Genomic DNA, 14,722 nt, shown 5'->3' with positions numbered 1-14,722 from the left:
AGTGTTATTTTTAATTTATATCTATCTTCTATTAATTTCTTTTTTTAAAATTCAGGTCCTTTCTTCAGGGCGTTACCGGGTATAGAATTTTCAATAACCGGCCAGTCGTCAACCCAGTTAATTTTATCAAGCATTAGCATTCGCCTGCTCGCACCCCCCGGAACTATTGGATTGGTTTTATTAATCGCGTGATACAATAACCAGTCGGTACCAGTCCGATCTGATATGATTCTTGAATTATGCCCCGGCCCTGCATATTTATCGCTACCAGAGATCAGCAAGGTGCCGCTTCCCCGTTCAGCTATGCTTTTCCCATCTTTATCCAGATAGGGACCCAGCAATGCCGCTGACCTGGCCACCCTCACATGGTAAGTACTTGACGAACCGCTGCAACAGCTTCCCTTAGATCCAAAGAAATAGTAATAACCCTTTCTTTTATGAATCATTACCGCCTCAAAATCACCCGCTGCAATTTTGACTTTATCATTTAGATTCTTTACAGAAAACCCGTCTTCAGCTAATTCTACTACATACGTCCCTTGATTTACCGAAGAGCTGTAGCTACCGAAAAAGAGGTACTTTTTATTGTTTTCGGAGAAGTAAAAAGGATCTATGGTATTGGGCACACCAATTTCACTGCTTAAAAAAAGTTTCCCCTGGTCAATAAATGGTCCACCGGGATTACTGGCCACTGCCAGTCCTATTCCGGGATTGGGGTCAGCCCAGGCAGAGTAAGAATAATACATGTAATACTTTTTATTGATGAGCACTACATCCGGAGCCCAGATACCTCCGTCTGATTTCCATTGGGGTTTTGCAGTAAACGCATTGCCAATAACAGTCCATTTAATTAAGTCCAGAGACCTGACAACCGGCACCAGCCGGTTCCCCTGCCCGTCTCCCCAGTTGTCCTCTGTCCCATACCCATAAAACCAACCATCCTCTCCCTTTACAATGGAAGGATCAGCTAATATGGGCTCAAAAACCGGATTAATAAACTCCAGGTTTTTTGTCGGCAAAGTAGGTTCCTCTCCCCCTTCCTTAACAGAAGTACCGGATTTGCCACATCCTGCAAACAGAAAAGGGATAGCTAAATAAAGAAATATGTTTTTGCGCATCATTTTTTTGAAAATATGAGGTCCGTTGTCAGCTATACTATTTTTTTAATGGCCAGAAACCCACTGGATTAAATTTATATCTCCACAGATCTCCCGAACCGTCCAATGCTAGCAGGTCTTTACCGGCCGGGAATACCAAAGTGTACATATCCCAACCACTGCCAACCTTGTTTTTGGTTCCAAATACGCCCTCATCCGATAATGGAAACTGAAACATATCGCCACTGGCATCAATTGCAAGCAATGAATTTTCATAAGGGAAGACATGAATAAACCCTCCCCACCCGGTTCCTATGGTTTTTATTCTGCCGAAATCAAAATCGCCGGCGGCATCTAAAGGATACATATTCATATTTCCTGCACCGTCAATCCCCAGCAACAAACCTTTAAATGGTATGATTTTGGCAAAAATACCCCAGCCAAATCCGATGGTCCTGCTGGCGCCGAAATTTCCATTTCCATCAACTTTATATTGGGCAATATCTCCGCCACCAGATCCATACCTTCCTATTAACCGGTCGCCACCATAATAAAAAACTGTATTAAAGATATCCCAGCCTGCCCCAATCTGACGGGGAGCGTTAAAAGTTCCATTTGAACCCGCCGGATAAAGCAGTAAATTACCTCCGGGGCTTTTGCCGATCATATCACCGTTAAAATCAAAAAACATTCCCCCCGCATCAGCGCCCAGGGCATATGCTTTCTCACGTGGAACCTCACCGGGAGCATAGGATCCGGTTACTAAAAAGTAAGTTGTATTTAGTGCAGAATTTACTTTTGCATCTGCATCAATAATACTCACGGGAAGCAGGTAAGACTGGAAAGGCAAAATAAATCCCAGGGTTTTAATGCTCAGATTAAGCGCTCCGGTGCTTTTACTCCCAGACGCTATTTTCACTTCGGAATTATCAAGTGTATAACTTCCCTCGGGCATCATCTTATAGTCAGTTCCATTTTTCAGATTAAAACTATCTACCATCGATCTGACCACCCCAAACTTCACATTTATAGTGCTTCCATTGTCTAGACTCCCACCTAAAAAGGCACTGTAATTAAACTTATAAACTGATTCTGAAATACTGAGGCTTTTTACAACCGGGTTACCATTTGCCTGAGGCATATAGAGCATGGAATATGTTTCCGCACCTTTAACATTTAAATCAACGTCGACCTCCTTGCTGCATCCTGCAATCAGGAAGCCTAAAATCAGGGATGAAATCTGTACTATTTTTTTCATGATCTGTTTTCTTAATATTAGAAATTCAATTACCATCCAGGATTCTGTACCATACTGGAATTCTTGTCGATTTCATCCTGCGGAATAGGAAACAAATAATGTTTCGGCGCCTGAAAGAACCTGGTTTCTATTAAGCTTCGTTTATAGAAATTATCGTCCTTAAGATTGGTTCCGGCAGAGATATTCATCCCATACACCTTTCCCTTATCAGTTTGCTCCGCAGTCTTCCACCTATGGCAATCGAAATAGCGATGTGTTTCAAATGCCAGTTCTACACGACGTTCATTCCTTATCCTTTTACGCATATCGTCTTTACTTAGCGAATTTGGTAAAGACGGCATCCCCGCTCTGTTACGAATGGCATTTACATAGATATGCACATCCCCCACAGGCCCCTGTGCTTCGTTCAGGGCCTCGGCATAATTCAAATACATTTCTCCTAAACGAAAGAATATCCAGGTTTTAAGTGCGTACCGTTGCTGTGTAAGGCTAACTCCAGGATCGATAAATTTTTTAAGCAGATAGCCGGTAGTATTAAAATCCCTGCCTGCATTACCCCGGCCATCTGCACCGGTTTGCCAGAACTGTACCCTTCTGTCTATAAAAAAGGCCCCGTTAAAGTTAATGGTCGCATAAAACCTTGGGTCACGGTGCGCGTACATATTTCTGGTACCATCCAGCCATCTGCCCTTCGGTTCATCTCCGGTTGCATAACCTGTTTCCACATAACCTGATGCAGGATCAATAACCGGTGAACCGTCTATATTATAACCGGTTATCGGCGCAATGCCATTATCCATTTCATAGGCATCTATTTGTCCCTGAGTAGGATTCCAACCATTCCAGCCTCCTAAACTGCCCGGAAAAGCAGATTTTTCCATCCAGGCATCCCTACCCGAATTTCTTGCAAACAACACTTCGGGGTTATTATTCTCAATAAACAACTGCTGATAATTTTTTACTGGATCAGCATAACTTCTGAACAGATGGTACCCCGCAGATTCACACTTTTGTATACAGTCTTTTGCTGCCTGTGCAGCAACAAGCCATCTGCGCTCGTCGTATTGCTGCGAAAACAATCTGGTTCCTTCATTATCCGCAAAAGATCTGAAATCTGGATTTCCATTCCATAAAGGACTGGCGTTATATAGCAGTACCCTCGCTTTAAGCGCCAGTGATGCAGCCGCGGTAGGTCGTCCAAGATCACGGCTTCCCACCACATTCATTGGCAACAGCGTGATGGCTTTGTCACACTCACTAACCACAAAGTTTACACAGTAGTCCAAAGGTTTACGTCTGATTTTAGTAAAATCATCTGCAACACCAATAGTATAATCTATTATGGGTACTGGTCCATAAATCCTCATCAGCTGAAAATGATAAAATGCACGAAGAAAAACGGCTTCCCCAATCCACCTGTCTTTGGTAGTTTGCGTAAATTCAGCCGATAAAGGTGTAAGCGCTATATTTTTCAAAAAGATATTTGCCTTTCTAATCCCTTCATACATGTTTTTGTAGATCTGACCAGTTACGTTAAAAGAGTTCCAGGCTCCTTTGTTCATCAGCTTAGGAAACTTCTCCGGCCAGGGAATATTCATTTCATCCGATGCAACTATAAATGGGTTCACATCAGCCATATCGGTAAAATAGATTTCGTTAGGAAGGCCGGCATAGATATCTACCAAAAAGGCTTCGGCATACTTACGCTGTTTAAAAGCTTCTTCTATGGTAATATCCTCATCCGGACTTTTATCTAAAAAATCTTTGCGGCAGGCAGAAATCATAAAGAACTGCAAAATTAATATGCTGCAGATGATGTATTGTATATTTTTTTTCATGTTCAGTTTTATTTAAAATCAATCTGTAAACCGGCATTCAGAGATCTCTGTAAAGGATAGCCACCTGTTCCATCATTAGATTCAGGATCGATGATTTTTATATGATCCCAGGTAACCAGATTAACTGCGTTTACAAAAAAACGGAGGTTACTAATGCCAAACCTGTTACTCACTCTTTTAGGTAATGTGTAACCCACTTCAGCATTCCTTAACCTCAGGTAATTCCCATTACGCATCCATAATGTAGAATTGACATAGTTATTGGGATTATTACCGACATCTATAGCAGGATAAAGTGCATTAGGATTTGAAGGTGTCCACCTATTGTTGTAATATTCCGTTAATACATTATTCACACCCAGTCCATCGTAAAATGGCCACATTGAAAACCCACTTAAAAAAACACTGGTATGCGCCGCCCCTGTGAAGTACAAACTGGCATCAAAACCTTTAAAGGATACCGTTCCTCCAAAACCAAATGATATTTCAGGCAATCTAGGATACCCTACCGGGATCTGGTCAAAAGAATCAATCAGCCCGTCTCCATTGATGTCTTTATATTTTACGTCTCCAACACGAACGTTAGAGAAAGTTTGCAAGGGACTTGTTTCTATTTCAGCCTCACTCTGGAAAAATCCATCAGCTACAAATGCAAAAGACTGACCCAGGCGCAAACCTTTTCCACTCAGATAAGAGAATCGTTTTGCTGCTTCATCATTTTCAATTACTTTATTTCTGGCATACGTAAAATTCCCTCTTACAGAATAGAAAAAGCCTCCGGAGGTGGTGTGTTTAACCTCCAGCAAACCATCAATACCTTTATTATTTACCTTACCAAGGTTTGCAAATGGAATAGACCATGGAAAAAAGCCGGCTATTGCCGGAACGGTATTCCTTTGCAATAAAATATCTTTACGCCTTTCACTGTACACATCTACCTGAAGTGTCAAATGATCTTTAAAAAGCCCAAGATCAAGCCCTATATTGCTTTTTTGAGCGGTTTCCCAGGTTACATTCTCATTTCCGATTGCATTCTCCTCCATACCATATAATACCTCCTGCCCGGGACCAAAAGCATAAGACTGACCATTTGTTCTAATAGTGCTCAGGAATAAAAACCGCTGTCCGATCTGATCATTCCCAACCTTTCCATGAGATGCGCGAAATTTTAAAGTAGAAATTGCAGGAACTTTCCAGAAACCTTCGTTAGATACGACCCAGCCGGCAGAGAACGATGGAAAGAATCCATATCTTTTTCCTGCCGGGAAATTTTCGGAACCATTGTAACCAAAATTAATTTCGGCAAAGTAGCGGTTGTCAAAGCCATAAGTAGTACGGCCCGCCAGCCCCTGTCTGCGATAAGGAATGTTCAATATCGAGGAACTTGCGGTAAGGCTTACAAAATCCCGCTGATTAAACAGCAACATAGAAGTCACCTCGTGTTTTCCAAAACTGCGGTTGTAATTCAGCTGCAGCTCACTATATATGGCACGGTCGCTCGCATTGGAGAAAGAATAGGCCAAAGGTTGTTCTTCCCTAAAGGCTGCGCTATATAAATCTTCGCCAGTTACCGGATCTTTGCCCAAATATCTTTTAACTTCAAATTGTTTAGACCTTCCGTTATTGGTTTGTGCAATACGGTCATAAGAAAACATCCCCCTGACCGACAAGCCCTTGGTGGTAAAAGAAGACAAATCCCAGGTGGCTCCAAAAGTTCCCTGCAAAGTACTTCTATCCTGTGTTAAATATCCGGATTGCGTTACCCTGCCCCATGGATTCCAGCCGATATAGGTCTGCGCCCCGCCAGGGCTACCATCAGGATTGGTTACAGGAAAAGCTATTGGAGATACCACTTTTAAAGATTGAAATATATCTCCCGCCCCAAAACCCGGATAATTCCCGTTCTGAATGATTCCACCCAGGCTCAGTTGCATGGTCAGACTTTTCGACAGGTTAAGATCTACGTTGCTCCGAAAATTATATCGCTTAATATTCGCGTTGGTATTAAACTTGTTTGCCGCATCCTGCTTGTATAGTCCGTCCTGGAGTGTGAAGCCCACGTTCGTATAATATTTAATGATTTCTGTACCTCCGGTTACACTAAGGTTATTAATGGTCTGCCAGGTATCCCGCTTCAGCACGGCATCGGTCCAGTTAGAATTGGGGTATAAATAAGGATCAGAACCATCATTGAATTTCTTAATCTCCTCCTCACTCCACCTTGGCGACTGATTTGCATTCACCAATGCTTCATTCATTAAAGAAGCATACTGACCACCATTAATATACTCCGGAAGTCGTAAAGCTTTTAAAGCCGCCGCTTCTGATCTGTAAGTAACACGAGGTTTTCCAAGCTCACCTCGTTTTGTATTGATTAGTATTACACCATTTGCTCCACGAACCCCATAGATGGCAGTTGCCGAAGCATCTTTTAAAATCGTAAAGCTTTCAATCTCCTGCGCATTGATCACATTCATATTTCGCTCCACCCCATCGATAAGCACCAGAGGTCCGTTGCTTCCGAAAGTAGATAAGCCTCTGATGTATACCTGAGCCGCGTCACCTCCCGGCTCTCCACTTTCCTGCCTGGTAATTATCCCCGGCAACTTGCCTGCAATAGCATTAGTTAAGGAGGGAGTAGAAACCCGCTCTAACTCTTTCACAGAAATTGTAGACAATGAGGCGGTAACTGAGACCTTTTTCTGAGTTCCATAACCAATTATAGCAACCTCGTTCAAATCTTTATTGTCGTCCGGTAAAAGCCGGATGATTGTAAAAGTTTTAATGTTGCCACTGATGGTCTGAGATCTGTAACCAATAAAGAAGAACTGAATAGAATCTTTTTCAGTCCTGACTTTTATCGAAAACTCCCCATTAGTACCAGTAACCACCCCGATTCCTGTTCCTTTAATCTTCACTGAAACACCAGGCAATGGATCATTATTTTCATCCACGACCTTACCACTTACCAGTATATCGCTTTTTATCACCCCGCTCTTTACATCTGGATAAAGAGAGAAGTCCCTCGCTTTTGTTTCTGTTATAAATAACAGCAAAAACATAAATTGTAGAATTTTATACATATGGTTTGGTTGATTGGTTAGCAAATCAAAAACGCAAACAGGCAGCACAACCACCTTACAACCCCAACAATCAGTGTAAAAACACTTATTTGCGATTTTTATGCGTTTTATAACACAAATATAACCGCAATATAATAGCATCCAAGCTTTTTTTAAAAAAAAATATATTTATTAAAAAACAGCCACTAAAAGCACTAGACAAGTCAATTTCGCATAAACAGGCATCAAAACTGACCTCAAAAACCAAGACTCACAAAACCGCATAAAAAATGCACAGTTATAACTTTATTTAAAAACATTGTATAAAATATGCGGGAATAAGCTAAATTTACTGCATTTAATCATCCCAAATAAAGCATTAAACCGCAAAAACGATCTCATATGCGTAAAGAAGACAGACACAAACTGATAATGAGAGAGATAAACCTCCACAATAAGGTTTTATCAACCGACTTAAGTACGTTATTAAACATTTCCGATGATACCGTGAGGCGTGATCTGAAAGAGCTTGCTGAAACAGGCATGCTATTAAAAGTACACGGAGGAGCCGCAAGCAAATCCTTTGTATCGCCTTTCAATGCGCAAAATGAAGTTTATGCGTTAAATGAGAAGAAAAAGATTGCAGAAAAAACGCTGAAGCTCATAAAGAACGAAATGGTTATTCTTACAGAAGGTGGAACAACCATATTAGAATTGGCTAAAATGATCCCCGAGAACCTAAGGGTGACCTTCTTCACCATAAGCCCACAGGTAGCGATTACTTTGTCCGACCATAGTAATCTTGAAGTCATCACTATCGGAGGTAAATTAAATAAAAATGCAAACCTGCATGTTGGTGCTAGTGTAATTAATCAACTGATAGATATTAAAGTGGACCTATGTCTTTTAGGAGCAAATGCTTTTTCTTCTGAGGAAGGCCTGACGGATATGGATTGGGATATCGTTCAGGTAAAAAAAGCCTGCATCCGGTCTTCAAAAAAAACTGCAGTATTAAGCATTTCCGAAAAATTGAATACCGCACAAAGGATAAGAATCTGTGAGCCTAATCACATCAATTACCTGATTACGGAATTATCCCCGGAAAGCCCGCTACTTGCTAATTACAGAAATGACAACTTAAAACTGCTTTAAGTCGATTGTAACTGAGTTGCTGTTATTGCTCATATTATTTTATTCTAATACGCAGCACATAGTATGGAGGCTTGCTCACATTCTGATTATTGTTCCAATAGGGTTTGTTGTGCAGTTGATCCGCCACAATATACAAGTACCCGTCTGGCGCTAACGCCAGGCCATCCGGCCATGAAAGCAGTACTTTGTCTTTGATAAGAACCCTATACCCGACCGGACTTACAATCCCAATTGAATTGTGTTCAACATCTGTTACATAGATTTCTCCTTTGCTCCCGACCTTAAAACCATCTGATTTAGGCTTAGCAGCATAATATTCTATTTTTGCCCCCAGTTCTTCATGAGTCAGCACTTCGTCAGCAATTGCAGCTGCAGAAATGCGGTAGATCTTATTCCCTCCTAAAGCGCCGAAATAAACCCAATTCATTTCCTGATCAATAGAAATCGGATTGAGCGGATATTTCGGATGGTATTCTCTTCCATCAGGATAACGGTGGCTGACAGGCCGGCCGTTAACGACCAGGGATTCATCAACCGGCTGAAAGGAGGAATGATTTTCCAGTACTCTTCTACTATAACCTGTTTTCAGATCAATAACCACAAAAGCAGGAAATGCCGGCAACACCATCCCAGCCATAGTCATATCTGCAAGTATAGCTATCTGTCGCTTTTCGTCAATGACGAAATCCTGGAGAAAAGATGTTGGGCGTAGTACCGCGTCTGGCAAAGGATATATATGAACCAGTTTACGGGTCTTAATATCCCAGGCAATAAGCTTCGGTCCCTGTATAGGTTCAGTCTTCTTATTACCCATATCCAATACCCAAAGCAGATGATCAGCAGAAACCTGAATACCGATAGCTGAGTTAATTCCTTTAATAGAACCAGCCCGGGGTTTCGTGATCCACGAAGTATCCGGGAAACCAACTACTTTTCCATCTGACAAAATTTCTCGTACCAGATGTTTGGTTTCTCCCTCAGCGCTCATCGTGATGAAAACCCTCCCTTCAGGAGAAACGGCAATATTACTGGGACGTTCCACAGAAAATGAAGAAACAACCTCCAGAGCTGCTTTTGACTGGGCAAAAAGCGAAAACATTAAGGCTTGAAACAAGCTGATTACAATCACTAACAGTATTTTTTTCATCTGGAATATTTATTTGATGAAATCCATTCAAATATACTCCCACCCTTAGGTTTCCAGCCCAGTACCTTACGTACATTTACCGCTTTTACCCTACTGTTAGACCCGAGCCCATACCGGGCAAGCCCACCAATTTCTGCTAAAGCCTCTTCCGCTTTCCAACTCTCTGTTTCTCCACCAAAGCCTAAAGCATGGCTAATGTAACCCGCAAGATCCCTGTAGGATTCTTCTCCGCTCTCTATATATAAGTAACTAGCTGCAGGTGCATTTTCCAAAGCAAGCAGGTACAGGTCGATGACATCAGAAATATTTACATTTGACCAGCGGTTGATCCCTTTTCCAAGGTAAACCCCTTTACCAACCTCAATTGATTTTCGATATATCGGAGGTAATTGAACACTCTCCACATCCAATCCGAGGCTATCACCGTAAATCATAGAGGGTACAATGACAATAGCCCGCACGTTTCGGTGAACTCCTGCATCTATCACCATTTGATTGATAGCTCCCCCCCGTTCACGTACCTCCAAGGGTACAAAAGAAGTAGCTTCCTCAAAAATCTCGGGATTTTCAATGTCACCCAAAACATCATCCGCTACTACGCTTGACCCTGAGGTATGAACAAATACTTTACCTATTGAACCCCCGATGTATCCATTGGCTCCGGTTAAAAAAAATTTCATCGCTTATTATTGTTTATGTGTTGATCACACAAAGTTGGGTTAACGCAGAAAAACCAGAAAGGAAGGAAATCACAAAATAAGTGTGATTACAATCACACCATAAAAATCGTGTCATTTCATTACGAAATGACACGACAGTTCATATACTAAGATTTCTATCCGCGTAGGCAACGATTGTTTCACAAATGAAAATCCTGATCTGACGAACCATATTCATCGGTAAATCTTGGATCAGTTAGATAAAGCTGACCCAGTCCCTTATAAGCTTCAGCCTGAGCATCAGTTTTTAGTTGCAACCCCGCTTCCCTTCAAGGAATTCATTTTGATGATACCAGTCTCAAAATCCAGTTGGACTGATAAACATCCAATTGATGAAACAGGCTTCAGTCCTGACCGGAAGTTAAGTATACCACCAAAACAATGGATCAACTACATCATGACTGACTTAAGAAAGAAGTGAAATCATAGCTCCCTATTTCCATTTTAAAATGTTAAACTTATGCCCGTCGGGATCGGCAAAAGCACAACCATACATGCCTTGAAAGGCTTCGGGCGGGCTAAACACATGACCTCCCGCATCTTTCACTTTTACCGCCCAGTCATTAACCTCTTCCTCTGTTTCAGCCGAGATAGAAAAGATAACTTCGTTTCCCTTGCTCAAATCGGCTAACTCCCCCTTCATTCCGTTTTTTAAACTTTCCTCTTTAAAAAAGTGGATCATAAAACCATCATTGCCAAATAAAAAGCTGGTTAACTCCTCACTCTTTTGTCCTGGGGTTTGCTCAAAACCCAGTTTAGTGTAAAATGCCTCAGTTCGCGCTACATCTTTAACGCCTAGATTGGCCCATATCTGTACTTTCATAATGAATAGGTGTTTAGTATATTGATGATTAATTTAGACAGCCTCATAACTTAGCAATACCGTTCCGCTTTTAAATGATTGGATATCGGTTAGTTTTAACTTTAACACGCGCTGCAAGCCTTTAAAAATAGCAGTACCATTGCCAATAGCTATTGGGTCTATCATGATCTGGTAGTTATCAATCAAGCCAGCCTGGGCCAGTTGCGTAGTCAGGTTACCACTACCTAAAATGGTGATATCCCTGGCCGATGTTTTTTTTACCTCCGCCAGCTGTGTGAATATATCACCGCTCATTATGCGGGTATTTTGCCAGTCTACAGTTTGCAGGGTATTGGAGCATACTATCTTTTCGGCATTATTCATCCCCCTGGCCACTTCGGGCATCGCATCGATAGCATTTTGCATTGGCCACCATGAAGCCATTATCTGGTAAGTTACCCGGCCAAACAGCAACATATGATCACTCCCTAAACTTTTGGCGCTGAACCCAGCTTCTTCCTGGCCGTGTTGGTGCCAGTCTATACCATTATTAAGATCCTTATAATAGCCATCCAGGCTTATAAAGTTAAATACACTTAGTTTGCTCATAGTAATCAGGATGTTGCTGATCACAAACTTCTAAAGATTATTAACATATTACAGGCCGCATAAACGACAACTTATGGGGGTAAAAGAGACAAAGTTTGCTCAACGCTTTTCCACCAGATAATTGCCCACTTCTTTCCCCGAATCATCTACCATACTCACTTGTATTTGCTTGTTAGTTGCGTTGATTTTTGTCAGGGTTCTGGAACCATCACGAGGCCCGCCTCCAATAATAATCGGATAGTTATTTAACTTTTTATCCGGCGGATGAATTTTGTACCGATGGGTATGTCCGCTTAAAACCAAATCAACCTTTCCACGGTTCATGATCGGTTCAAATAATTCTGTACAATGAACAGCTCCATGTTCATCTCCCGAATAACGGGGAGGTATATGCATCAATACCACACGGAAAGCCGCTTTTTTAAATTCCTTGCGGTTAATTTCATTTTCAAGCCAGGCAGCCTGTTCTTCTCGATATCGATCAAAATCTACAATCCCCGCATATACAGGATGTGAATCCAGCTTATCCTCACCTGAATCCAGAATTACAAAACGAACCGGGCCAAGTGTAAATGCAGTATACCCGACATGATCATAATAGTCTGCAAAATCCCGCGCAAATTTACCCCGGGTTTCATGATTTCCCCTGACATATATAAAAGGCGTACTCTTTGCAAAATAGTCTACGCAGGGCTGCAACATATGTTCTATAATTTGCCTTTCATCAGTCTGATAATCAAAAATATCACCATTGAAGAAAATGAAATCACGTTTATTCCCTTTATCGAGGTCCAAAAGGTGAGCGATAGATTTTGGTCTGTCATGAATATCGTTTAACATAACGAAAGAAACCTCATCCTTTGCCACGTCAGCATTTAAGAAACTTTCAATATTGCCGGAAATGGTATCTCCATAGGTCAGTTTATAAGGTTGAAAATCTTTGATTTCCTTTGAGACAATCTTATAATGATAGGTCACACCAGTCTTCAAACGCTCCAGTTTAACACAGTTCAGACGACCCGCAGGTTTCAGTCCCAGATCGCTTTTGCCATACGCCTTTTTATCCAGTTGATCCGGCGACTCGCCATATTCCACCCAACTGGAACTATCTTTACTGGTAATCCATAAAATGGAGATGCTATTGCCAAAATTTGTTTGTAAATAAGGTCCTGTGATAATTCGAAAATCCTCATAACGATCATTAAGGGGGCTAGAAATCACCTGCTCAGGTTTTAACACGGCCAGCCCACCAAGGACAAGCCCTCCCTTCAGAAAGTTTCTTCTGTTTCCCTTTAATAAATTCTCTTTCATACGATTTTGGTTGGTTTAAGTTGCTTTCACTTCTCTATGACAATTCTAATTACAAATAACTGCGATTGCAAACATTTTAAAGCGCAATCGTTTGCGCATCAGTTAGCAGCGCTTAAATTCTGGTTCAGGCAGATTTAAAAAAAAGTAATACATTTGTATAATTACTTATTAATATCTGTGTTTTGAGAAAACGCCCTTTTTACTTAGCAGCTTAATAATAACCGTTATAACCGCAGGTTATTATTTCTATTCATTTAGGCGCTCCGCCTAAATCGGTTTTTTATACCCTTAATTTATTTATGGTCGGCTCGTGATGCCCTGATTGCAGGGTATTCCACAGCTTATCGTCAAATCATTTTTTGATTAGAAACATGCAAGTTGTTAAGAAATTTACCTGGGAAGTTACTCCAGTCAATACCCCCTTATTTAAAAAAAAATGCAGTAAATGCAGAAATAGTAAACTCTATTATTGTAGCAATAAATTCAGACTAAACTCACAAAAAAAGAACATTGATGTATGGTTGATTTATAGATGTGTGAACTGTGATGACACCACTAATATTACCATCTTTTCCCGTACCAAAACCGGATTAATAGATAAAGACCTATTCCAAAAGTTTAGTGATAATGATGAAAAAACAGCCTGGAAATACGTATTCGACGCAGATACCATAAGGCGAAATAGAATGGAGTTCGATTACAGCGAGGTAACATACGACATAACCCATAACGGCCTTACGCTGGAAGACATCTGTAACCTGGAAGAAGATCTGATTGAATTTGAACTGAAATCAAGTTTCAACCTTGATCTTAAATTGAGCCATGTCGTTCGAAAATGCCTCGATATTTCGTTAAAGCCTTTGGAGGAAATGCTGAGTGCAGGAATAATTACCGCTCTCCCTCTGTGTTCCCTAAAAAAATGCAAAGTAAAAAATGGAATTATAGTTACCGTAAATCGTGAAAAGTTAAAGGCATATATGGAAAATAAAAACAAAACTGAGCACACTCCTACTTAAAGCCCACTTATAAAATGAAGTTTAACAGCATACCTCATTCCTCTTATAAAAAAAATCGAAGCGCAATAATTTATCATTGTGCTTTGATTTTTTATTTACCAAAAATTTGACACATATTGTAAAAGAATCTATACCTACCGTGGAATACACTTTGGCTACTGGTAGTCTTCACAGATCAGCAGGGAAATTTGGACAGTAAACATGGTTTTAAATAAAAGAGCAATAAACTTCTCCCTCCTACTGAAAAAAATTGAGGCGATAAGATTAATAAAAGAGCAGTACACTTACCATACCTATTTGAAGGAATGGGCTGGAAAAGATTGTGAACTTTGTAACCTGCCGCTTAACCCCTACGGCATTTACCTGAACAACAAACAAGCTGCCTGCATCGGATGCTTTAACAATTACATAGCTGCAGAAGAATATTTAGATAACCTGGGCACATTCGAAAGCAGGATTCTACAGGCAAATAAACTGGCGGATGATCTTTCAGCCTCACTAAAAGCAGATCAGCAGAATATTGATCTGGATTTAACCAACAGGCTTTTTAAAGGCCTTTCTTTAGCAGAAATAGAACAGATGATAGGTTTACCGAAAAGCTTCGCTAGTTTTGATTACGGGATTGAGGCCGGTAATTGGAGATTAGAAAAGTTCCCGATTGAAATATGGTTCAAAAACCAAATTTGCACGGAAGTTGTAATAATAATATAA

General features: G+C 40.8%; 13 protein-coding genes. 3 read left to right on the top strand and 10 right to left on the bottom strand.

The window, feature by feature from the left end; genetic code table 11:
• Nucleotides 1–44: 44 nt before the first annotated feature.
• Genes BFS30_RS20845 through BFS30_RS20830 form a run of 4 tightly spaced genes read right to left on the bottom strand, consistent with a single transcriptional unit; the run spans nucleotide 45 to nucleotide 7,255 of the window.
• Nucleotides 45–1,121: a family 43 glycosylhydrolase gene (locus BFS30_RS20845; protein ID WP_069381061.1), complete on the bottom strand. Its 1,077-nt coding sequence runs from the start codon at nucleotides 1,119–1,121 to the stop codon at nucleotides 45–47.
• Between the two features lie 34 nt (nucleotides 1,122–1,155).
• A complete protein-coding gene (locus tag BFS30_RS20840) occupies nucleotides 1,156–2,355 on the bottom strand; it encodes a BT_3987 domain-containing protein (protein WP_069381060.1) in 1,200 nt (399 codons plus the stop codon).
• 29 nt (nucleotides 2,356–2,384) lie between these two features.
• The gene (locus BFS30_RS20835; protein WP_069381059.1) at nucleotides 2,385–4,193 is read right to left on the bottom strand and encodes a RagB/SusD family nutrient uptake outer membrane protein; all 1,809 of its coding nucleotides are present in this window, start codon (nucleotides 4,191–4,193) and stop codon (nucleotides 2,385–2,387) included.
• Between the two features lie 8 nt (nucleotides 4,194–4,201).
• The gene (locus BFS30_RS20830; RefSeq protein WP_069382571.1) at nucleotides 4,202–7,255 is read right to left on the bottom strand and encodes a SusC/RagA family TonB-linked outer membrane protein; all 3,054 of its coding nucleotides are present in this window, start codon (nucleotides 7,253–7,255) and stop codon (nucleotides 4,202–4,204) included.
• A gap of 402 nt (nucleotides 7,256–7,657) precedes the next feature.
• Between BFS30_RS20830 and BFS30_RS20825 the strand changes: the two genes are divergently transcribed.
• Nucleotides 7,658–8,407 carry a DeoR/GlpR family DNA-binding transcription regulator gene (locus tag BFS30_RS20825; protein WP_069381058.1) on the top strand — a complete coding sequence of 250 codons (750 nt, stop codon included), beginning with the start codon at nucleotides 7,658–7,660 and terminating at the stop codon, nucleotides 8,405–8,407.
• 34 nt (nucleotides 8,408–8,441) lie between these two features.
• Here BFS30_RS20825 and BFS30_RS20820 read toward each other — a convergent pair whose 3' ends face one another.
• The 6 genes from BFS30_RS20820 to BFS30_RS20795 all read right to left on the bottom strand — a co-directional run bounded on the left by BFS30_RS20820 (nucleotide 8,442) and on the right by BFS30_RS20795 (nucleotide 12,995).
• Nucleotides 8,442–9,554: an L-dopachrome tautomerase-related protein gene (locus tag BFS30_RS20820; protein ID WP_083252152.1), complete on the bottom strand. Its 1,113-nt coding sequence runs from the start codon at nucleotides 9,552–9,554 to the stop codon at nucleotides 8,442–8,444.
• On the bottom strand, nucleotides 9,551–10,234 hold the full coding sequence (locus BFS30_RS20815) for a nucleoside-diphosphate sugar epimerase (protein ID WP_083252151.1): 684 nt from the start codon (nucleotides 10,232–10,234) through the stop codon (nucleotides 9,551–9,553). Before BFS30_RS20815 ends, BFS30_RS20820 begins: the two co-directional genes overlap by 4 nt.
• A 179-nt stretch (nucleotides 10,235–10,413) precedes the next feature.
• The gene (locus tag BFS30_RS28230; RefSeq protein ID WP_157262991.1) at nucleotides 10,414–10,530 is read right to left on the bottom strand and encodes a TipAS antibiotic-recognition domain-containing protein; all 117 of its coding nucleotides are present in this window, start codon (nucleotides 10,528–10,530) and stop codon (nucleotides 10,414–10,416) included.
• A 176-nt stretch (nucleotides 10,531–10,706) separates the two neighbouring features.
• Nucleotides 10,707–11,096 carry a VOC family protein gene (locus BFS30_RS20805; protein WP_069381056.1) on the bottom strand — a complete coding sequence of 130 codons (390 nt, stop codon included), beginning with the start codon at nucleotides 11,094–11,096 and terminating at the stop codon, nucleotides 10,707–10,709.
• 33 nt (nucleotides 11,097–11,129) lie between these two features.
• Nucleotides 11,130–11,684: a dihydrofolate reductase family protein gene (locus BFS30_RS20800; RefSeq protein ID WP_069381055.1), complete on the bottom strand. Its 555-nt coding sequence runs from the start codon at nucleotides 11,682–11,684 to the stop codon at nucleotides 11,130–11,132.
• Between the two features lie 99 nt (nucleotides 11,685–11,783).
• Nucleotides 11,784–12,995, bottom strand: coding sequence for a metallophosphoesterase family protein (locus BFS30_RS20795; protein WP_069381054.1), 1,212 nt, complete (start codon nucleotides 12,993–12,995; stop codon nucleotides 11,784–11,786).
• Between the two features lie 371 nt (nucleotides 12,996–13,366).
• Between BFS30_RS20795 and BFS30_RS20790 the strand changes: the two genes are divergently transcribed.
• Nucleotides 13,367–14,011 carry a DUF1062 domain-containing protein gene (locus tag BFS30_RS20790; protein WP_069381053.1) on the top strand — a complete coding sequence of 215 codons (645 nt, stop codon included), beginning with the start codon at nucleotides 13,367–13,369 and terminating at the stop codon, nucleotides 14,009–14,011.
• A 201-nt stretch (nucleotides 14,012–14,212) separates the two neighbouring features.
• Nucleotides 14,213–14,722 carry a hypothetical protein gene (locus BFS30_RS20785; RefSeq protein WP_069381052.1) on the top strand — a complete coding sequence of 170 codons (510 nt, stop codon included), beginning with the start codon at nucleotides 14,213–14,215 and terminating at the stop codon, nucleotides 14,720–14,722.

This window comes from Pedobacter steynii (assembly GCF_001721645.1).
GTDB lineage: Bacteria > Bacteroidota > Bacteroidia > Sphingobacteriales > Sphingobacteriaceae > Pedobacter > Pedobacter steynii_A.
This window is presented reverse-complemented; position numbering and strand designations above follow the sequence as displayed.